General features: G+C 72.9%; 18 protein-coding genes. 12 read left to right on the top strand and 6 right to left on the bottom strand.

Annotated features, from left to right (window positions below; genetic code table 11):
* Window positions 1–247 precede the first annotated feature (247 nt).
* The 8 genes from ACFQGU_RS07680 (at window position 248) to ACFQGU_RS07645 (ending at window position 9,908) form a co-directional block, all read left to right on the top strand.
* Entirely contained in the window at window positions 248–1,828 is a 1,581-nt protein-coding gene (locus ACFQGU_RS07680) for a DUF1800 domain-containing protein (protein ID WP_386765345.1), read from the top strand.
* 8 nt (window positions 1,829–1,836) lie between these two features.
* Window positions 1,837–3,150 carry a DUF1501 domain-containing protein gene (locus tag ACFQGU_RS07675; protein WP_386765343.1) on the top strand — a complete coding sequence of 438 codons (1,314 nt, stop codon included), beginning with the start codon at window positions 1,837–1,839 and terminating at the stop codon, window positions 3,148–3,150.
* 1 nt (window position 3,151) lies between these two features.
* Complete coding sequence (locus tag ACFQGU_RS07670) at window positions 3,152–4,963, top strand: fibronectin type III domain-containing protein (protein WP_386765341.1); 1,812 nt, start codon at window positions 3,152–3,154, stop codon at window positions 4,961–4,963.
* Between the two features lie 60 nt (window positions 4,964–5,023).
* Window positions 5,024–5,785: a class I SAM-dependent methyltransferase gene (locus ACFQGU_RS07665; RefSeq protein ID WP_386765339.1), complete on the top strand. Its 762-nt coding sequence runs from the start codon at window positions 5,024–5,026 to the stop codon at window positions 5,783–5,785.
* Window positions 5,782–7,335 (top strand): 1,4-alpha-glucan branching protein domain-containing protein, encoded by a 1,554-nt coding sequence (locus ACFQGU_RS07660; protein WP_386765337.1) that lies wholly within the window; start codon window positions 5,782–5,784, stop codon window positions 7,333–7,335. Before ACFQGU_RS07665 ends, ACFQGU_RS07660 begins: the two co-directional genes overlap by 4 nt.
* 1 nt (window position 7,336) lies before the next feature.
* Window positions 7,337–8,614, top strand: a complete 1,278-nt coding sequence (locus ACFQGU_RS07655) for a glycosyltransferase family 4 protein (protein ID WP_386765335.1) — start codon at window positions 7,337–7,339, stop codon at window positions 8,612–8,614.
* A gap of 139 nt (window positions 8,615–8,753) precedes the next feature.
* Window positions 8,754–9,113: a YciI family protein gene (locus ACFQGU_RS07650; protein WP_386765333.1), complete on the top strand. Its 360-nt coding sequence runs from the start codon at window positions 8,754–8,756 to the stop codon at window positions 9,111–9,113.
* A gap of 60 nt (window positions 9,114–9,173) precedes the next feature.
* Entirely contained in the window at window positions 9,174–9,908 is a 735-nt protein-coding gene (locus tag ACFQGU_RS07645; protein WP_386765331.1) for a ZIP family metal transporter, read from the top strand.
* A 58-nt stretch (window positions 9,909–9,966) separates the two neighbouring features.
* Here the strand turns inward: ACFQGU_RS07645 and ACFQGU_RS07640 are convergent, their stop codons facing one another.
* Window positions 9,967–11,199 (bottom strand): saccharopine dehydrogenase family protein, encoded by a 1,233-nt coding sequence (locus ACFQGU_RS07640; protein ID WP_386765329.1) that lies wholly within the window; start codon window positions 11,197–11,199, stop codon window positions 9,967–9,969.
* Window positions 11,200–11,273: 74 nt separating this feature from the next.
* Here ACFQGU_RS07640 and ACFQGU_RS07635 point away from each other — a divergent pair, with 74 nt between their 5' ends.
* The gene (locus tag ACFQGU_RS07635) at window positions 11,274–11,999 is read left to right on the top strand and encodes a CPBP family intramembrane glutamic endopeptidase (RefSeq protein ID WP_386765327.1); all 726 of its coding nucleotides are present in this window, start codon (window positions 11,274–11,276) and stop codon (window positions 11,997–11,999) included.
* A 23-nt stretch (window positions 12,000–12,022) separates the two neighbouring features.
* Window positions 12,023–12,523, top strand: a complete 501-nt coding sequence (locus tag ACFQGU_RS07630; protein WP_386765325.1) for an OsmC family protein — start codon at window positions 12,023–12,025, stop codon at window positions 12,521–12,523.
* Between the two features lie 10 nt (window positions 12,524–12,533).
* Here ACFQGU_RS07630 and ACFQGU_RS07625 read toward each other — a convergent pair whose 3' ends face one another.
* From ACFQGU_RS07625 to ACFQGU_RS07615, 3 genes are read right to left on the bottom strand one after another with little or no spacing between them, the layout of a single operon-like run.
* The gene (locus ACFQGU_RS07625; protein WP_386765322.1) at window positions 12,534–13,004 is read right to left on the bottom strand and encodes an SRPBCC domain-containing protein; all 471 of its coding nucleotides are present in this window, start codon (window positions 13,002–13,004) and stop codon (window positions 12,534–12,536) included.
* Entirely contained in the window at window positions 13,001–13,723 is a 723-nt protein-coding gene (locus ACFQGU_RS07620) for an aspartate/glutamate racemase family protein (RefSeq protein ID WP_386765320.1), read from the bottom strand. Before ACFQGU_RS07620 ends, ACFQGU_RS07625 begins: the two co-directional genes overlap by 4 nt.
* The gene (locus tag ACFQGU_RS07615) at window positions 13,720–14,466 is read right to left on the bottom strand and encodes an acyltransferase (RefSeq protein ID WP_386768193.1); all 747 of its coding nucleotides are present in this window, start codon (window positions 14,464–14,466) and stop codon (window positions 13,720–13,722) included. The genes ACFQGU_RS07620 and ACFQGU_RS07615 overlap by 4 nt, the downstream gene beginning before the upstream one ends.
* Before the next feature lie 104 nt (window positions 14,467–14,570).
* Here ACFQGU_RS07615 and ACFQGU_RS07610 point away from each other — a divergent pair, with 104 nt between their 5' ends.
* Complete coding sequence (locus tag ACFQGU_RS07610) at window positions 14,571–15,113, top strand: GNAT family N-acetyltransferase (protein WP_386765318.1); 543 nt, start codon at window positions 14,571–14,573, stop codon at window positions 15,111–15,113.
* Between the two features lie 43 nt (window positions 15,114–15,156).
* Here ACFQGU_RS07610 and ACFQGU_RS07605 read toward each other — a convergent pair whose 3' ends face one another.
* Both ACFQGU_RS07605 and ACFQGU_RS07600 read right to left on the bottom strand, forming a co-directional pair.
* Entirely contained in the window at window positions 15,157–16,155 is a 999-nt protein-coding gene (locus ACFQGU_RS07605) for a class I SAM-dependent methyltransferase (protein ID WP_386765316.1), read from the bottom strand.
* 95 nt (window positions 16,156–16,250) lie between these two features.
* Entirely contained in the window at window positions 16,251–17,030 is a 780-nt protein-coding gene (locus tag ACFQGU_RS07600; RefSeq protein WP_386765314.1) for an enoyl-CoA hydratase/isomerase family protein, read from the bottom strand.
* A gap of 175 nt (window positions 17,031–17,205) precedes the next feature.
* Between ACFQGU_RS07600 and glgX the strand changes: the two genes are divergently transcribed.
* The gene (gene glgX, locus ACFQGU_RS07595) at window positions 17,206–19,353 is read left to right on the top strand and encodes a glycogen debranching protein GlgX (RefSeq protein WP_386765312.1); all 2,148 of its coding nucleotides are present in this window, start codon (window positions 17,206–17,208) and stop codon (window positions 19,351–19,353) included.
* Window positions 19,354–19,381 lie beyond the last annotated feature (28 nt).

Below are 19,381 nucleotides of genomic sequence, written 5' to 3'. Positions count from 1 at the left end.
CTGCATCCCAGCACAGGTTACCCGCCAGTAACACCCGGCGCGAGCCCGCGGTCGGCCGGACGGTCCGCGCACCGGCACGTCCCGGGCCGCGACGACGCTGCGTGACGGCGCGCAGGCGTACGGGTGGACCTGCCTGCTCACGTGGGTGACGGGCTGCGCCGCACGGGGGAAGGGCCCTCAGCCCCCGCCGGGTTCGCGTCGAAGGGGTCTCGACGGGCCGTGGGGGCCCGGGGCGGAGGGGCCTCCCGTGAGCCATGCCGACACAGCGCTGCCCAGCGACGTGACGACAGCGCGACCGACCCGGCGACGGGTCCTGCAGGGGGCTGCGGTCGTGGCCGCAGCCGCGGCCGTCCCGGTGGTCGCCGCCTCGCCCGCCGCGGCCGCCACCACCGGGGGCTCGTACATCACGCCGAGCGCACGGCACCACCTGCTGCGCCGGGCGTCGTACGGCCCGAGCCCGAAGTCGCTCGCCGACGTCAGCCGGCTCGGTCTCGCGGGCTGGGTCGAGTGGCAGCTCGCTCCGTACTCGATCCCCGACCCGCAGGTGGGTGCGCTCCTCGCCCGCCTCCCGGTGCCGAACGACGGCACGGCCATCACGACGGTCAAGGCCCGCCTCGACGCCGGGACCATCGACGGCTGGCAGCAGTTCATGTCGGTGCCGAAGTCGCTCGTCATCCGCTCGGTGTGGTCCACCCGCCAGCTCCACACCGTGATGGAGGAGCTCTGGAGCGACCTGTTCAACGTGACGGTCCCCCACGACGGCACGAACGAGTCGCGCGCGAACTACCAGTACACGATCCGCAGCAAGGCGCTCGGACGCTTCGAGGACCTGCTCTGGGGCATCACCCGCCACCCGGCGATGCTGACCTACCTCAACAACCGCGACTCGACGAAGTACGCGCCCAACGAGAACCAGGGCCGCGAGCTCCTCGAGCTGCACTCGATCGGGGTGGACGCGGGGTACGACGAGAACGACATCAAGAACGCCGCCCGCGTCCTCACCGGCATGACGGTGAACGACGACACCGGCGAGTTCTCGTACCAGTCGTGGATGCACTGGGTCGGCCCGGTGTCGGTCTTCGGCTTCACCCACGCGAACGCGACCGCGGGTGGCGGCGAGACCGTGGCCAAGGCCCTCGTCTCGTACCTCGCCAAGCACCCCAAGACCGCGCAGCGCGTCTGCTACCGCATCGCCCAGCGGTTCGTCTCGGACGACCCGTCGCCCGCACTCGTCGCGGCGCTCGCGAAGACGTACACGGCGAACAACACCGCGATCGCCCCCGTCGTGCGCCAGGTGCTGGCGTCGGCGGAGTTCGCCTCGGCCCGCGGCCTGAAGGTGCGGCGTCCGCTCGAGCACGTCGCCGCCACGCTGCGCGTGATGGGTGTCGGGCCCGGGCCGTCCGGCACCGACGCCGTGAACTCGCTCGTGTGGCAGTGCCGGGGCATGGGCCAGCAGCCCATGGCCTGGTCGCAGCCCGACGGCTTCCCTGAGCGGGCCGAGACCTGGCTCTCGACGGCGACGACGCTCAACCGCTGGTCGACGAGCCGCTACCTCGTCGAGGGCTGGGGCACGGGCGACCTCGTCCGCCCGGACCTCGCGACGTACCTCTTCGGCAGCACCTCGCCGAAGACGTACGGCGAGATGGTCGACAAGGCCTCGACCAAGCTGTTCGGCCGCATCCTCCCCACGCCGCATCGCGACGCCGTCATCACCTTCCTCGGCGCGAAGCCGTTGAGCCCGCTCAACCCCGACTCGTCGGTGCTGACCTGGCGGCTGCGCTCGTGGGTCTCCCTGCTCCTCGACACGCCCTACCACCTGTACCGGTGAGGACCGCCATGACGACGACCGACAGCCGCACCGGCTGCGACGACTGCACCCGCGCCGAGCGCGCGGGCGCGGTGACCCGCCGCGGCCTGCTGCGCGGCCTGCTCGGCACGGGTGCCGCGCTGGTCACGCTCCCCGTCCTCGAGACCGTGTCGACCCAGGTCGCGTACGCCGCGAACTGGACCGGCGACACGGTGGTCGTGATCTCGCTGCGCGGAGGATTCGACGGGCTCAACGCCGTCGTGCCGGTGGGCGACCCCGACTACCTCGCCCGCCGACCCGGCATCGGTGTCCCTGCCGCGGCGACGGTGCAGCTCGACAGCTTCTTCGGCCTGCACCCGGGCCTGTCGGCGCTCAAGCCTCTCTACGACAACGGCTCGCTCGCGGTCGTGCACGCCACCGGCCTCCCCAACCCCAACCGCTCGCACTTCGACGCCATGGTCGAGATGGAGAACGCCGCCGTGGGCTCGAGCACGCGGACCGGCTGGATCGGGCGCACCCTCGGCCTCACGACGCCGAGCGGCCCGTTCGCCGCGGTGCAGATGGGCTGGGGCGACGTCCCCGACTCCGTCATCGGGCCGGTGCCGGTGCTGGCGATGCACGACCTCGGCGACTTCTCGATCGCCGGCGTGAACACCTCGTCGGACCGCGCGCGCTGGTCGACCGCCCTCTCCATGCTGCACGCTGGCGCTCCTGCCCCCGTCCTCGCGGCCACCCAGACCACGGTCGGCGCGCTGTCCACCGTCGCCGCGATCACCGCGACGTCGTACCACCCGGCGAACGGCGCCGTGTACCCGTCCGGCGACCTCGGCGACACGCTCAAGGACGTGGCCCGGATCATCAAGTCGGGCCTCGGCGTCCAGGCCGTCACCCTCGACGTCGGCAACTGGGACATGCACGCAGGGCTCGGCCCCACCGGCAACCCGCGCGCGGGGTGGATGTGGAACCAGCTCGTCGAGCTCGGGTCCGCGCTCGCGGCGTTCGCCAAGGACATGGGCTCCGCCATGGACAGCACGACCGTGCTGACGCTCTCCGAGTTCGGCCGGCGGGCGTACGAGAACGACAGCAACGGCGTCGACCACGGCTGGGGCAACGCGACGTTCGTCCTCGGCGGCGGCGTCAACGGCGGCCAGGTCTACGGCACCTGGCCGGGGCTCGGCGTCGACGAGATGGTCGACGGCGACCTGGCCGTCACGACCGACTACCGCACGGTGCTCGCCGACGTCCTGCGCAACCGGGTCGGGGCGACGGTGGAGCAGCTCGGCACGGTGCTGCCGGGGTACAGCGGACCGACCACGTTCGGCCTGACGAAGCCGAGGGCCTGACATGAACCGCACCCTGCGCCGCCTCGCGGCCGCCGTCGCGACCGCTGTCGCCCTCGTGAGCACGGGACTCACGGCTGCAGCGCCCGCCTCCGCCCTCTCGCCCGTGACGTACACGGTCGAGGCCCCCGCCAAGACCTGGGTCGGCGACTGGATCGACCTCGGGCTGCGCTGCTCGACGACGTGCCCCAACGGCGTTCTCGACGCGACCGTCTCGATCTCGGGCGGTCCCACCCTCGACCTCCCCGCCGAGCCCCACTACACGACCGACTGGCAGGTGCAGGCGATCGCGTCGGGCACCGACGCGTCGCCGGTCTCGCACACCGTCACCGTGACCTTCACGGACGAGACGGGGTCCGCGCGCACCCTCACCAAGCAGATGCAGGTGAACCGCCGCTCGCCGCAGCCGGTCGAGAACCTCACGGGCAACGACGGCATGGACGCCACGGTCACGTGGGACGAGCCGCTGATCGACGGCGGCTCGCCGGTGACGGGCTACGTCGTGCAGGTCGACAGCGATCCGTGGGTCTCCCTCGGCGCAGCCGTGCGCACCTTCTCCCTGGCCGGCCTCACCTACGGCCCGCACCAGGTCCGGGTGGTCCCCGTGAACGCCCAGGGCTGGGGCTGGGGCGAACCGGTGACCGTGCTGCGCGGCGTGCTGCCGTCGGCACCGGTCGTCACGGTCACCGGCACCGCTCACCCCACCGTCACGTGGACCGAGTCCGTGGCCGGCGGTGTCACCGTGACCGGGTACGTCGTGTACTCCGGAGGGATCCCCGTCGCCACGCTCGGTGCCGCGGCCCGCTCGGTGACCCTGAGCTCGCTCGACCCGGGCATCCAGGACCTCCAGGTGGCAGCCACCTGCGCCTGGGGGCCCGGCAGGTTCTCGACCGCGGTGGAGTGGGACCAGGCCACCGTGCCGAGCGCCGTCAGCACACCGACGGTCGCACCGGGCAACGGCAGGATCACCGTCTCCTGGGAGGCCCCGAGCGACGACGGCGGCATGGCCGTGACGTCGTACTCCGTGCGCGTGGTCGACGCCACCACCCGGACCGTGCTGGGCACCGCCACGACCGGCAGCACCAGCGTCGATGTGACGGGGCTGCTCAACGGCTTCCCCGTCCTCGCCCAGGTCGCGGCGGTCAACGAGATCGGCGCCTCCGGCTGGACCGACGCCGCTGCGACCGCCGCCCCGAACGGGCCCGCCCCGTCGGCCGCGTCGCTGACCGCGGCCGCCACCGACACCACGCCCTCCGCGACGCAGAAGATCACGCTGCGCGGCACGCTCGCCATCACGAGCAAGTCCGAGGCGGGCCAGCAGGTGCAGATCTGGATCAAGCAGTACGGCGCAGCCACCTGGACACGTGCCAGCACCGTCACCCTGACCAGCACGGGCGCCTGGTCGATCACCCGCTCGTTCGGTGCGAAGACCGCCGTGCAGGCCCGGTACTTCGGCTCCGTCGCCCTCGGCGCCGCCCAGGCCAGCAGCACGATCATCACGGTGAGCCCGCACGTCGGCGTGACCGCCAAGACGACGAGCTCGTCGTTCGCGCCGAAGACCTCGTACGCCTTCGGCTCGACGATCTACGTGCCGGTCTCGACAGGGGGAGCGCCGGCGGGCGCCATCGCCTCGCTGCAGAAGAAGTCGGGCTCGTCGTGGGTGACCGTCGCGACCGGGAAGCTGTCGTCGACGGGCAAGGTCACACTGAAGTGGAAGCCCACCGTGCGCGCCACCTACTCCCTCCGCGTGGCGGTGACGGGGAGCTCGACCATCGCCACCGGCTACTCGGCCACGATGAGCCGCAAGGTCGCCTGACGGCCCACCTGGGGCTCGTCAGGTTCTTCCTGCGGCCAGGTGCGCCTAGGGTCTGGAGGCGTGAGCCACCCCCTGCCGCTGACCGGCGAGCGCACGCTCCCGGGCGTGCGCGGCGAGGAGTACTGGTTCGCCCGGCACGAGGCGGCCTACGCCTGGCTCGTCGACGCCCTCGCCGACCGCCTGTCCGGGGCGGCCGTGGTCGAGGCGGGCAGCGGCGAGGGCTACGGCGCGGCGATGCTGCGCTCGGCGGGTGCCGCGACCGTGCTCGCGCTCGAGTACGACGACGCGTCCGCGCGGCACGCGCACACGACGTACGGCTCGGTGCGCACGGTGCGCGCCAACCTCGCGATGCTCCCCGTGGCCACCGCGTCGGTCGACCTGCTCGTGACGCTGCAGGTCGTCGAGCACCTGTGGGACCTGCGCGGGTTCCTGCGCGCCTGCTTCCGCTCGGTGCGCCCCGGTGGCGCCCTCGTGGTGACGACGCCCAACCGGCCCGTCTTCTCGCCCGGCCTCGGTCGCGGCGAGAAGCCGACCAACCCGTTCCACGTGGAGGAGCTCGACGCCGGGCAGCTGCACGACCTGCTCGTGGACGCCGGCTTCGTCGACGTCGTGGTGCACGGCCTCCAGCACGGTCCGCGCATCACCGCCTGGGAGGCCGAGCACGGCGTCGGCATCGTCGCCGCCCAGGTCGCCGCGGTGTTGGACTCCGGCCACGTGCCGGACGGTCTCGAGGCGTTCGTGGCGACGGTGACGGCGGCCGACTTCGAGGTCGGCGGGCACGACGGTGCGCAGGACCTCGTCGCCGTGGCGGTGCGGCCATGACCGCGCGCACGGACGAGCCCGTCGGCACGTTCTGCCTCGTGCTCCACACGCACCTGCCGTGGCTGGCGCACCACGGCACCTGGCCGGTCGGCGAGGAGTGGCTCTACCAGGCGTGGGCGACGTCGTACCTGCCGGTGCTGGACCTCCTGCACCGCTTCGCCGACGAGGGTCGCGAGGACGTGCTCACGCTCGGCATGACACCGGTTCTCGCCGCGCAGCTCGACGACCCCTACTGCCTGCGCGAGGTGCGCACCTGGGCCGGCTTCTGGCAGGCACGCGCCGAGGGCCTCGCGCACCGCGACGAGGACCACCTGCGCGAGACGGGGTCGCGCGAGTTCCGCGCCTCGCAGCGCGCGCTGGCCGAGCTCGAGGGCCGCTGGTCCGGCGGCCTCTCCCCCGTGCTCCGACCGCTCGTCGACCAGGGCACGGTCGAGCTGCTCGGCGGCCCGGCCACGCACCCGTTCCAGCCGCTGCTGGACGACCGCTGGACGTCGTTCTCGCTGCGCACGGGCCTCGACGACGCCGCCCTGCGGCTCGGGTCGCGGCCGGGCGGGATCTGGGCGCCCGAGTGCGGGTACCGCCCGGGTCTCGAGCACCTCTACGCCGCGGCAGGCGTCGAGCGCTTCCTCGTCGACGGCCCGACAGTCCTCGGCGTCGGGGGCTCGACCGCCGAGGCCGCGACCGTGGGGTCGAGCGACGTCGTGGCGTTCGCGCGCGACCTCGAGGTTACCTACCGCGTCTGGTCGCCCAAGAAGGGCTACCCGGGCGGGCGGTGGTACCGCGACTTCCACACCTTCGACCACCCGTCGGGCTTCCGACCCGCGCGCGTGACCAGCACGACGACGCCGTCGCACGAGAAGGCGCCGTACGACCCGGACCGCGCGCGGCTCGCCGTCGAGGAGGACGCGGCCGACTTCGTGGAGGTGGTGCGCCGCCGGCTCGCCGACATCGCGGCCCAGCGGGACGGACGGCCGGGACTCGTCGTCGCGGCGTACGACACCGAGCTCTTCGGGCACTGGTGGCACGAGGGGCCGCAGTGGCTCGAGCGCGTGCTCCGGCTGCTGCCCGAGGCGGGCGTGCGGGTCACGACGCTGCGGGGCGCGGTCGAGGCAGGGCACGTGGGCGGCGCGCTCGACCTCGAGGCGGGCTCGTGGGGGTCGGGCAAGGACTGGCGGGTGTGGGACGGCGAGGCCGTGGCCGACCTCGTCGACGACAACGCCCTGCTGCGCCAGCGGGTGCTCAAGGTGCTCGACGCGGAGTCGCGCCCCTACGCGCGGGACGCCGCACGCGACCAGCTCGTGCGCTCGGCGCTGCTCGCGCTCTCGAGCGACTGGGCGTTCATGGTCACCAAGGACTCCGCCGCGGGCTATGCGCGAGACCGGCACCGCCGGCACCACCTGCAGACGCACGAGCTCGCGACCCTGATCGAGCGCGGCTCCCCCGACGCCGTGCGCCATGCGGTCGAGATGCGTTCTGCCGACAGGCCTTTCGGCCATCTCGATGCGCGCCGGCTCGCCGATCCCGACCTCCCCCACGAGTGGGTGGTCTGACGTGCGGATCCTGCACCTGTCGTGGGAGTACCCGCCGCTCGTGTACGGCGGCCTCGGCCGGCACGTCCACGCTCTCGCCGAGGCGCAGGCTGCGGCCGGGCACGACGTCGTCGTCGTCACGCAGCACCCCGGGGAGGTCGGGCTGGCCCTCGACGAGGTCGTGAACGGCGTGCGCGTGGTGCGCGCGCCGCACGACTCGAGCGAGATCACGATGTCCGAGGACTTCCTCGCGTGGGTCATCGCGCTCGAGCACTCGATGACGCGCGCGGGCCTCGCCCTCGGCCGTACGTGGCGGCCCGAGGTGGTGCACGCGCACGACTGGATCGTGGCCCATGCCGCCGCGAGCCTGCGCCAGGCGTTCGAGGTGCCGATCGTCGCGACCATCCACGCGACCGAGGCCGGCCGGCACCAGGGCTGGCTGCCCAACCACTTCTCCAAGGCCATCCACACCGTCGAGTGGTGGCTCACCTACGAGGCCCGCCGCGTCGTCACGTGCTCGCAGCACATGAGCTGGGAGGTCACGCGGCTGTTCGAGCTGCCTCCCGGCAAGGTCGACGTGATCGCGAACGGCATCGACCTGTCGGAGTGGACCGTCTCCGACGCCGAGGTCGGCGAGGCCCGGGCCCGCTGGGGCGGCGACGGCCCGCTGGTGCTGTTCAGCGGGCGCCTGGAGTGGGAGAAGGGTGTGCACACGCTGGTCGAGGCGATGCCTCGGCTGCGTCGCCGGTTCCCAGGTCTGCGCCTCGTCGTGGTGGGCAAGGGGTCGCAGCAGGAGGCGCTCGCCGACCTCGCGCGCCGGCTCCGCGTCTCGCGGTCGGTCGTCTTCACGGGCTGGCTCACCGAGACCGAGCTCATGGCCGTGTCGGCCGCGGCCGACGTCGCCGTGGTGCCCTCGGTCTACGAGCCCTTCGGCCTCGTCGCGCTCGAGGCTGCGGCGCTCGGCACACCGCTCGTGGTGTCGGACGCCGGCGGCCTGGCCGAGATCGTCACCAACGGCGAGACCGGGCTGACCTTCCCCGCGCTCGACGCCGCAGCGCTCGCCGATGCCGTCACCGAGGTGCTGCGCAGCGACGTGCTGGCCCAGCGCGTCGTGCGGCAGGCCCGGGCCGTCCTCGGCCGCGACCACGACTGGCCGACCCTTGCCGCCCGCACGGTCGCGACGTACGAGCAGGCCGTCGTGGAGGAGCGCGAGCTCCTCGCCACCACGCCCTACCCCTACACCCAGCCGCGCCTCGCCATGGTCGTCCGCGACGGCAACCTCCTGCGCGACGCCACCTGACCGGCCGTTCCCGGACGGGGACGATCCGAGCCGCCAGGATGTGGGCACGGCGGCCGCACGACCGTGTCGATCGGGCCGCTCGCCGTTCGTACAGGTGGTGACGCGGGCACGACGTCCGCCCGGGGCAGGAGGAGCAGCCATGGCCGAGTACCTCATCTACTTCAACCACCAGTGGGTCGGCGACCACCCCGCGGAGTGGTTCGCGTCGCGGGGACCTCTCGCGATGGCCGTGGTCGAGGAGATGAAGGCCGCCGGCGTCTACCTCTTCGCCGGCGGGCTCGAGCTCGACACGTCCGACGCCTTCGCCGCCGACGCCACCAGCGGCGCGCTCGTGTTCACCGACGGCCCCTATGCCGAGACCAAGGAGCACCTCGGGGGGCTCACGGTCGTGGAGGTGCCCGACGTCGAGGCCGCGCGGTACTGGGCCGGCAGGCTCGCCGAGGCGTGCGGCTGGCCCCAGGAGGTACGCCGCTTCGGCCCGAAGCCGCCGACCCCGTAGCCGACGCATCTCGCGCTCGCCGAGCCACCGTCCCGGTGCTCCCGGTGAGAGGGTGGCGGCGTGCTGATCGCCGGGATGTGGGGCTTCGTGGGCGGGATCGCCCTCGTGGTCGGCGCCGTGCTCGGCCTGGCCCGGCAGTTCTCCCCGCGAACCATCGGCCTCGTCATGGCGTTCGGCGCCGGCGTGCTCATCAGCGCGCTCGCGTTCGAGCTCACCAAGGAGGCGTACGACTCCGCCGGGGCGCGCGAGGTGGTCATCGGCCTCGCAGCGGGCGCACTCACGTTCTACGTCGGCGACCGGCTCCTGGACCGCATCGGCGGCCGGCACCGCAAGCGGTCGGGCGGGAAGCAGAGCGGGCCGGGCGAGGACGCGAAGGGCCTCGTGCTCGGCGCGCTGCTCGACGGCATCCCGGAGTCGGCGGCGATCGGCATCACGCTCGTCGGCGGCGGCCCGGTGGGCCTCGCGGTCGTCGTCGCGGTCTTCCTGTCGAACATCCCCGAGGCGATGTCGGCGGCCACCGGCCTGCGCAAGGCGGGCCACTCCCCGCGCTGGATCCTGATGCTGTGGTCGGGCGTCGCGGTCGCCTCGGGCCTCGTCGCGATGCTCGCCTACGTCCTGCTCGGCGACGCGGATCCCGCCGTGCTCGCAGTCATCCAGGCCTTCGCCGCCGGCGCCATCCTCACGATGCTGGCCGACACGATGATGCCGGAGGCCTTCGAGAACGGCGGCCGGCTCGTCGGGCTCGTGACCACGACCGGCTTCGCCGCGGCGTTCCTCCTGAGCCAGCTCCAGTAGGTGCGAGGTTGGATGCCGGTTTCCGGGACGGGGCCCGGGATCTGGCATCCAGCCTGAGTCAGATGCGCTGGACCGTGATCGTGAAGCCCTGCGCGCGCAGGCGCTCCGCGAGCACGCTGCCGATCCCCGACGCCGCTGTGAGCACGCCCGCACGGTCGGGCAGACGGTCGCGGTCGTGCACGAGCGCGAGCGCGCTCTCGCCGAGCATCACCGACGTCGCCTGGTAGCCGGGGTCGCCGTCGGCGGCGATGACCGCGCCGTACGTCGCCCCGCTGGTCGTACGGCTGCGGACCTCGACGCTGAAGTGGCCGTTCATCCGCGTCTCCTCGCTCGGCCCCTCGCCCGGCTTGGGCAGGAAGCGGTCGACGACCGCGCGGGTCGGCCCGAACGCGAAGGCCGCCACGCCCGCGGCCAGCCCGGCGTTCACCGCCGCCGCACGGACGGGGGCCAGCACGTCGCCGCCGTACGCCATCTCCTCGCCGTAGCGGAAGGTGCGGCCGTAGGCCCAGTCCTGCAGCGCGTTGGACATCCGCACCACGCGGGTGTTGTACGACGCCATCACGAACGGGCCGACCCACGTGCCCAGCCCGGCGCTGCGGCGGATGCGCGCGTTGTCGGACGGCTGCGCGGTGTCGGGCTCGGCGTCGCGGTCGGGGCTGAGGGCGTACGGGTCGCCGAGGACCTTGAGCAGGGAGCGGTCGTCGGCGACGGCCATCGCCATCGTCCGCGCGGAGTCGATCGTGCCGCCGCTCACCCCGCCGCCGAACGAGCGCACGACCAGCACGGTCTCCTCGAGCGTGCCGGCGCCGTCGGCGTGCGCCGCCTCGGCGAGCAGCAGGACGCCCAGGTCGGACGGGATGGAGTCGAAGCCGCACGAGTGCACGATGCGCGCGCCGGAGTCGCGGGCCACGTCGGCCCAGTGGTCGAGAGACTCGCGGACGAACAGGACCTCCCCGGTGAGGTCGACGTAGTCGGTGCCGGCCGACGCGCACGCCTCGACGACTCCGAGGCCGTACTTCAGGTAGGGACCGACGGTGGTCGCGAGCACGCGGGTGCGTGCGGCGAGCGCCCGCAGCGACGCCGGCTCGTCGACGTCGGCGACGATCAGCGGCCAGCCGGCGGCATCCGGGCCGAGCGAGTCGCGCACCTCCGTGAGGCGTTCGAGCGAGCGGCCGGAGAGGCCGATGCGCGTGCCGCTGGGGGCATGTGCGGCGAGGTGCTCGGCCGTCAGGCGGCCGACGAAGCCGCTGGCACCGAAGACGACGACGTCGAGCTCACGGGAGATGTCCACGGGTCCAGCCTCGCACGCGTCGCTAGAGTCGGTGCGGACGCCACCGAGGGGCCGGCGCCCGGCGAGGTGGTGCCATGCTGCTCGGGATCGTCGTGTGCGCGGTGTACCTGGCCGGGCTGATAGCGCTGCAGAAGGCGTCAGGCGTGCCGTACGTCGCCATCGCCGAGAGCGAGCCGAACCTCCGCAAGGGCGTGCTCATCCCCGTCGCGGTCATGACGGCGGTGCTCGTGGCTTTCCTCGCCGCGACCGGACGGCTGGCCGACGCCTTCTCCTTCGCGCCGACCGTCTCCGCGGCGTGGCTGTGGGCGATCCCGGTCGTGATCCTGCTCGGCGTCGTCCTGCGCCTGGTGCGCAATCCCTGGTCGCAGGTGAACGGGCGCTTCGTCGGCGTCGCACTGCTCGCGACGTTCCTCGTGGGGCTGTCCGAGGAGCTGCTCATCCGCGGCTACTTCGTCGGCGCGCTGCAGGAGGCCGGGCTCGGCCTGGTCTGGGTCGGTGTGGTCTCGTCGGTGGTCTTCGGGCTGCTGCACGGGGCCAACATCCTCAACGGGCAGGACGCGAAGACCACGGTGCAGCAGGTCGTGGCCTCCGCGCTCATGGGCCTCGGCCTCTTCGCCTCGCTGGTGCTGACCGGCTCGCTGTGGCTCCCGATCGTGCTGCACTTCCTCTTCGACCTCAGCCTCGTGGTGGGCGGCTCGGTGAAGAAGGAGGGCAGCGCGGCGGCCAAGGACGAGGCCGTGCTGATCATCGCGATGTACGTGCTCTCGCTCGCCTCGGTCGTCGCGCTCGTACTGGCCTAGCACTTCGAGGAAGGGACGTCGCCATGCTCCAGGACGAGCTCAAGGCGCTGCAGGCACCGCTCAAGGAGCGCTACCGCGAGGACGCTGCGACCGCGCTCGTCACCCTGTCGGCCACCGGCGACCTGACCGAGGGGCTCACCTGCTCCGTGCAGACGGGGCGCGCCCTCGTGGAGGCCGGCCTTCACCCGGCCACCGGCGGCAGCGGCATGGCGGTCTGCTCCGGCGACATGCTGCTGCAGGCCCTCGTGGCGTGCGCCGGCGTCACGATGCAGGCGGTGGCGACGTCGATGGGGATCACCATCGCCTCCGGCAGCATCACCGCCGACGGCGACCTCGACTTCCGCGGGACCCTCGGCGTCGACAAGGAGGCACCGGTCGGGTTCTCCGACATCCGCCTGTCGTTCGACGTCCAGTCGGACGCCGACGCCGACGCGCTGGCGACGCTGCTGCGGCTCACCGAGCGCTACTGCGTGGTGCTGCAGACGCTGCGCACCGCGCCCACGGTCACCGCCGCCCTGGTCTGACGGCGGCCGCTCAGGCCCAGTCTGCGCGCGGTCCGGGTCGGCTCACGTGCAGCGCCAGGCGGTCGAGCACGAACGGCCAGCCCGCCACGTAGTCCATCCGCGCCTCCTCGCCGAGGGGCTCCCAGCCGGAGTGCGTCACGCGCACCTGGGTGCCCTCGGCCACAGCCGTGAAGGCGACCTCGACGGTCGTGGCGGGGCGTGGGCCGCCGCCCGGGTTCCACGCGAACGAGAGGAGCGACGCCGGCACCACGGTGACCACGTGCGCCCACGGCGCACGCGTGCCGTCGGCCCACACCTCCACGAGCAGCCCGCCGGCGTGCGCCTCGAGCTCGAGGCCCTCGACGACGACCCCGGAGACGGAGTGCGTGCCGACCGGCCACCACGTGCCGATGCCGTCCGTGAAGGCGGCGTAAACAGCCTCAGGGTCTGCCGGGACGAACACCGACTCGACGATCGGTCCGACGCCACCCTCCTTGGTCATGCCGGTCCGTCGATCGCGGCGTCGAGCAGCGCACGGGCGTGCTCGCGGGTGGTGTCCACGAGCGGCAGCGCGGAGTCGGGGGCGCCGGGCGTGACGAGCATCTGGAACTCGGTGCACGCGAGCAGCGCCGCCTCGGCACCCTCATCCGCGCAGCGACGTACGACCTCGAGCAGGTAGGCGCGCGACTCAGGCCGGACCACGCCCTGCGTCAGCTCGGAGTAGATGATCCGCTGCAGCTCGGCTCGCTCGTCGGCGGCCGGGACGACGACGTCGAGGCCCCTCGTCCGGAGAGCCTCGACGTAGAACGGCTTCTCCATCGTGTACGCCGTGCCGAGCAGAGCGACGCGTGAGGCACCCTCGCGGCGGACCGCCTCGGCGGTCGCGTCGACGATGTGGACGAGAGCTGCCGACTCCCCCGCCGCCGCGCGGACCTGGTCGGCCACCAGGTGCATCGAGTTGGCGCAGATGCCGAGGACCGTCGCACCCGCGTCGACGAGCGCGTGCGTGATGGCGGCGTACTGCTCGGCGAGGACGTCCCAGCGGTCTGCGGCCTGCAGCGCCGCGAGCTCGGCGAAGTCCACGGAGTGCAGGACGATCGGCGGCTGCCGCAAGGGGCCGAGCCGCTCGGCCGCGCCACGGTTCAGCAGGGCGTAGTAGTCGGCGGTCGACTCCCACGAGGTGCCGCCGAGGAGACCGATCGTGCGCATCGGGCTCGTCACGCAGGCTCCTTGAGGGTGCCTGCGGCGCGGGCGGTCTTGCGCGCGATGTCCTCGAGGGCGGCCCGCGTGGCGGCCTTCGCCTCGTACACCTCGACGCGGTCCTTGAGGACCTTGCCCGGAACTCCGCCGACGATCGCCATCGGCGGCACGTCGCCGCGGACGACGGTGTGCGCAGCCAGCACGCAGCCGTGGCCCACGGTCGAGCCGCGCAGGACGGTGACCTTCGCGCCGATCCAGCAGTCGGGCCCGATCCGCACGGGCGACTTCACGATGCCCTGGTCCTTGATGGGCACATGGATGTCGTCGTACACGTGGTCGAAGTCGCAGATGTAGACCCAGTCGGCCACGATCGTGCCCTGCCCGAACTCGACGTCGAGGTAGCAGTTGATGGTGTTGTCGCGGCCGAAGACGCACTTGTCGCCGACGCGCAGCGTGCCCTCGTGCGCGCGCAGCCGGTTCTCGTCGCCGACGTGCACCCAGCGGCCGAGGATGAGCCGCGCGTAGCCGGTGCGGGCGAAGAGCTCGACGCGCTTGCCGATGAACACCATGCCCTCGGTGACGACGTCCGGGTGGAGCAGGCGCAGCCACATGAGCCGCCAGTAGCGGGTGAGGTACCACCGGTCGAACGCGCGGTTGCGCCAGCACCACCGGAGCGAGTCGAGCGTGACGAACTTCGCCTGGCGCGCGTCGCGCGGCGGCAGGCCGCGCACGCGTCGCGCCACTGCGCCGACGGCCTCCAGGATCACGTGCGCAGCGTACGTCGGGTGCTCGGCGACGTACGAACGGGGCAACCTGCAGGACGCGTCCATGACACGGCGGCGTAACCCGCAGGGGTCACCGTGGGGGCATGGACACCGACGAGCTCGGCCGCCTGCTCCCGCGCGAGCTGATGACTGCCCGTGGGCCTGTCGTGGTGCGCACCGCCCGACCCGGCGACCTCGCCGCGGTCGAACGGATGCACCACCGGTGCTCGACGGACACGGTGTTCCGTCGGTACTTCAGCGCCGTACCCGCGATCTCCCCCACGCTGCAGGCACGGCTGCTCGAGACACGGCTCGCGCTGGTGGCCGAGGTGGGCCACGAGGTGGTCGGGCTCGGGCACCTCGCCGACCACCAGGGCCAGCCCGTCGAGCTGGCGCTGCTGGTGGAGGACGCGTGGCAGCGGTACGGCGTCGGCCTCGCCCTGGCCGAGGCTGCGCTCGACGTGGCCGACGCCTGGGGCATCGACCGCGTGGTGACCTACTCGCTGCAGACCTCGACCGGCGCGCACGCGCTCATGCGGCGCCTGCGCTCGGGCGCCCTGCACCCGCAGTTCCACCAGGGCGAGGACGGCCTCGTGCAGACGGTGCTCCCGCTCACCGGCCCCACCCTGCGCACCCTCTCCGCCTGACCTTCGCGATGAAGGGGGCCCTCGTTGCTCAGAGCGCAACAAACTAGGCATTCACGGCGGGCTTGGTGCCGGTGATGCAGACGTTGTAGAAGAGCTCGTCTGGGACGACCTTGCTCATCACGTTCTCGTCGAGCCACGACAGCCGCAGCCAGCCCTGGTAGGCGAACATCGCCCAGTTCCAGCCGAGGGCTCCGGGCTTCACCGCAGCCTCGAACGTGCGCACCGGCCAGCCGAACCAGGATGCTGTGAGCTCCTCGGTGACGGTGCGTACGTCGATCGCGCCGGCCCGGAGCGCGAGGGCCGCGAGGCGGTCGGGGTCGAACGTGTGGATGTCGACGACCGACTCGAGCGCCGCCGCACGGGAGGACTCCTCGAGCTCGGCGACCGGCCGCGCCCACTTCTGCTGCAGCGGCGGCAGGCGCGTGACCTTCTTCGCGGCCCACCAGGTGAGGCGCGAGAGCCGCCGCGCGACCCAGTCGCCCTTCTCGGTCGGCTCGCCCGCGAACACGAACCGGCCACCGGGCTTCAGGACGCGCATCACCTCGCGCATCGCGAGGTCGAGGTCGGGGATGTGGTGCAGCACGGCATGCCCCACGACGAGGTCGAACGTGTCGTCGTCGTACGGCAGCGACTCGGCGTCGGCCACGCGTCCCTCGACGGTGAAGCCGAGCGACTCGGCGTTGCGCACCGCGACCTTCACCATGCCGGGCGACAGGTCGGTCACGTGGCCCTCGTCGAGCACGCCGGCCTGCTTGAGGTTGAGCAGGAAGAAGCCGGTGCCGCAGCCGAGCTCGAGCGCAGAGCCGTACGGCCAGCCGTCGGTGCCCGCCACGTGCGCGAACCGCTCGCGGGCGTACGCGATGCAGCGCTCGTCGTACGAGATCGACCACTTCTCGTCGTACGTCGCCGCTTCCCAGTCGTGATACAGCACGTTCGCGAGCTTCGGGTCGTGGAACGCCGCCTCGACCTGCTCGCGCGTGGCCGCGGCACCCGGCACGGGCGCGTCGGTCTCGACAGGGACGTCGACGGACGGGTCGCTCATGCGCCGAGGCTATGTCGGCCGTACACCGTCCGTCGAACCGCCTGACGCCGCTGTCCTCCGCCGTCAACCCGAAGGACGCTCGAGGAACGAGACGGTCAGCGGCCGGACCAGACGGCCTTGCCGGGGCCGTTCTCGATGAAGGACGCCATGCCGATCGAGCGGTCCTCGGTGGCGAACAGCCCGGTGAACTGCAGCCGCTCGATCTCCAGCCCGGTCGCGAGGTCGACCTCGAGCCCGCGGTCGATGGCCTCCTTCGCCGCGCGCAGGGCGTACGGCGCACCCGCGGCCAGCTTGGCTGCGAGCGCGAGGGCCTCGGCGTACACGTCGTCGGGCGCGACGACGCGGTCGACGAGACCGATCGCGAGCGCCTCCGCGGCGTCGACGAAGCGGCCGGTGAAGATCAGGTCCTTCGCGCGGGACGGGCCGACGAGGCGCGTGAGGCGCTGCGTGCCGCCGGCTCCCGGGATGATGCCGAGCAGGATCTCCGGCTGCCCGAGCCTGGCGTTGTCGCCGGCGATACGCAGGTCGCAGCACAGCGCGAGCTCGCAGCCGCCGCCGAGGGCGTAGCCGGTGATCGCCGCGATCGTCGGCTTCGGGATGGCGGCCACGGCGGTGAACGACGAGCCGAGCCCGACGGAGTTGTCGACCATCTGCTGGTACGACCAGCCCGCCATCTCCTTGACGTCGGCACCGGCGGCGAACACCTTCGGGCCGCCGTACACGACCACGGCGCGGACCTCGGCACGCTCGGTGGCCTCGAGCGCGGCCGCTCGGATCTCCTCCTGCACCTGCCGGGAGAGGGCGTTCATGGGCGGGCGGTCGAGCCGGATCGTGCCGACGCCGTCCGCCACCTCGAGGTGCACGAGCTCGCCCACGTCGTCCTCCTTGCGCTCCGGCCGCCGCGCGGCCGCCGCGGCACCCGCGCCGCCGACGTCGCGAGCCTAGCCACGGGCCTCCCCGCGCGACCCCGGGACGGTCGGGCAGACTGTCCCCGGCCGCGCGCACGCGGCCCCGCCGTACGGCGGCCCAGCGGCCCCAGGGGGTCCCCGCGTGTCCACGGACGCGTCCTCGCACGAGCTGCCGTCCCCGACGGTCGTGCGGCCTCCCGGCCTGCCCACCCCCCTGGGCGCCACCTGGACCCCCGAGGGCCTCAACCTCGCCGTCCGCGCCCCGTCGGCCGAGCTCGTGGAGGCCTGCCTCTTCCTCGGCGACGAGGAGGTGCGCGTGCCGCTCGAGGCGCGCAGCCACGGCGTCCACCACGCGTTCCTCCCGGGGATCGAGCTCGGGACGCAGTACGGCCTCCGGGCGCACGGCCCCTGGGTGCCCGACCACGGCCTGCGCTTCAACCCGGCCAAGCTGCTCGTCGACCCGTACGCCCGCGCGATCACCGGCGATGTCACGTCGGCCGACGTGCCGCGCCCGGGGCTGCCCACCGATGCGTCCAAGCCCGACCCGCGCGACTCCGCGCCGTACGTGCCGCGCGGCGTCGTCGTCAGCGACGGCTTCGACTGGCGCGGCGACGAGCCGCCCGCGACCCCGTGGGGCGAGACCGTCGTCTACGAGATGCACGTGAAGGGCTACACCAAGCGGCACCCGCTCATCCCCGGGAACATCCAGGGCACGTACGCCGGGCTCGCGCACCCGGCGGCGATCGAGCACCTCACGTCGCTGGGTGTCACCGCCGTCGAGCTGCTGCCCGTGCACCACTCGGTGGCCGAGCCGGCGCTCGCCGCGCGCGGCACCCGGAACTACTGGGGCTACTCCACGCTCGGCTTCTTCGCGCCGCACGCGGCGTACTCCGCCGACAAGAGCCCCGGGGCGCAGGTCGGCGAGTTCAAGTACATGGTCCGCGAGCTGCACGCCGCAGGCATCGAGGTCATCCTCGACGTCGTCTACAACCACACGTGCGAGGGCGGCCCCGACGGCCCGTCGCTGTCGTTCCGCGGGCTCGGCGAGCGCGACTTCTACAAGCTCGCGCCGCACAGCGGCCACTACGTCGACACCACCGGGTGCGGCAACACGCTCGACGTCGGCGACCTCGACGTCCTGCGCCTGGTGATGGACTCGCTGCGCTACTGGGTCACCGAGATGCACGTCGACGGGTTCCGGTTCGACCTCGCCACCGCGCTCACCCGCGAGCGCATGGACTTCGACGAGCGGTCGCCCTTCCTCGCCGCCGTCCACCAGGACCCGATCCTGCGCCAGGTCAAGCTCATCTCCGAGCCCTGGGACCTCGGCCCCGGCGGATACCGCCTCGGCCAGTTCGGATCCCCCTGGGCCGAGTGGAACGACGCCTACCGCGACGACGTACGCCGGTTCTGGCGCGGAGGGCCCTCCGCGAAGGAGGCGCCCGCCGACCTCGGGTGGCGGCTCACCGGCTCGCAGGACGTGTTCTCCGGCCGTACGCCGTCCGCCTCGCTCAACTTCCTCACCGCCCACGACGGCTTCACCATGCGCGACCTCGTGTCGTACGACCAGAAGCACAACGAGGCCAACGGCGAGGACAACCGCGACGGCACCGACAACAACTCGTCGTGGAACCACGGCGTCGAGGGACCGACCGCCGACCGCGAGGTCAACCTCGCGCGCCTGCGCACCGGCCGCGCGATGATGGCCACGCTGCTGCTCTCGGCCGGCACGCCGATGATCGTCGCCGGCGACGAGATGGGCCGCACCCAGGGCGGCAACAACAACGCCTACAACCAGGACAACGAGATCTCCTGGATCGACTGGAACCTCGAGCCGTGGCAGGTCGACCTGCTCGAGTGGACGCGCGTCACGCTGAACGCCCGCCGGCACCACCCCACGCTGCGGCAGACGAACTTCTTCGACGGCCGCCCGGTGGCCGAGGGGCAGCCGAAGGACCTCGAGTGGCTGCGCCCCGACGGCACCGCCATGACCGACGCCGACTGGAACTCCCCCGGCACCGACTGCCTCGTGATGGCGCTCAACGGAGAGCTCGGCGAGCGCGACGTCGACGGCCACCCGCTGCGCGACTCCGCGTTCCTCGTGGTGCTCAACCGCGGCGACGAGGAGGTGCCGCTGGTGCTCCCGCGCACGCCGTACGGCGACTCCTACCGACGCCTGCTCGACACCGACGACAAGCGCCCGACAACGGCCACCAAGACCGACAGGACCGGTTCGACCGTCCGGGTGGCGCCGCGCTCGGTCGCGCTCTTCCGGGTCGAGACCACCTAGTCGGTCCCCGTGCATCCGCCGCGGCACC

It is taken from the genome of Longivirga aurantiaca (genome assembly GCF_042660085.1).
In the GTDB taxonomy this organism is placed as follows: Bacteria; Actinomycetota; Actinomycetes; order S36-B12; family CAIYMF01; genus Longivirga; species Longivirga aurantiaca.
This window is presented reverse-complemented; position numbering and strand designations above follow the sequence as displayed.

Excerpts from the sequence above, each read along its gene's own strand:
- ACFQGU_RS07650 (WP_386765333.1), top strand. The coding sequence starts at position 8,754 with ATGGCCGAGTACCTCATCTACTTCAACCACCAGTGGGTCGGCGACCAC.
- ACFQGU_RS07660 (WP_386765337.1), top strand. The coding sequence starts at position 5,782 with ATGACCGCGCGCACGGACGAGCCCGTCGGCACGTTCTGCCTCGTGCTC.
- ACFQGU_RS07610 (WP_386765318.1), top strand. The coding sequence starts at position 14,571 with ATGGACACCGACGAGCTCGGCCGCCTGCTCCCGCGCGAGCTGATGACT.
- ACFQGU_RS07675 (WP_386765343.1), top strand. The coding sequence starts at position 1,837 with ATGACGACGACCGACAGCCGCACCGGCTGCGACGACTGCACCCGCGCC.
- ACFQGU_RS07605 (WP_386765316.1), bottom strand. The coding sequence starts at position 16,155 with ATGAGCGACCCGTCCGTCGACGTCCCTGTCGAGACCGACGCGCCCGTG.
- ACFQGU_RS07670 (WP_386765341.1), top strand. The coding sequence starts at position 3,152 with ATGAACCGCACCCTGCGCCGCCTCGCGGCCGCCGTCGCGACCGCTGTC.
- ACFQGU_RS07625 (WP_386765322.1), bottom strand. The coding sequence starts at position 13,004 with ATGACCAAGGAGGGTGGCGTCGGACCGATCGTCGAGTCGGTGTTCGTC.
- ACFQGU_RS07630 (WP_386765325.1), top strand. The coding sequence starts at position 12,023 with ATGCTCCAGGACGAGCTCAAGGCGCTGCAGGCACCGCTCAAGGAGCGC.
- ACFQGU_RS07635 (WP_386765327.1), top strand. The coding sequence starts at position 11,274 with ATGCTGCTCGGGATCGTCGTGTGCGCGGTGTACCTGGCCGGGCTGATA.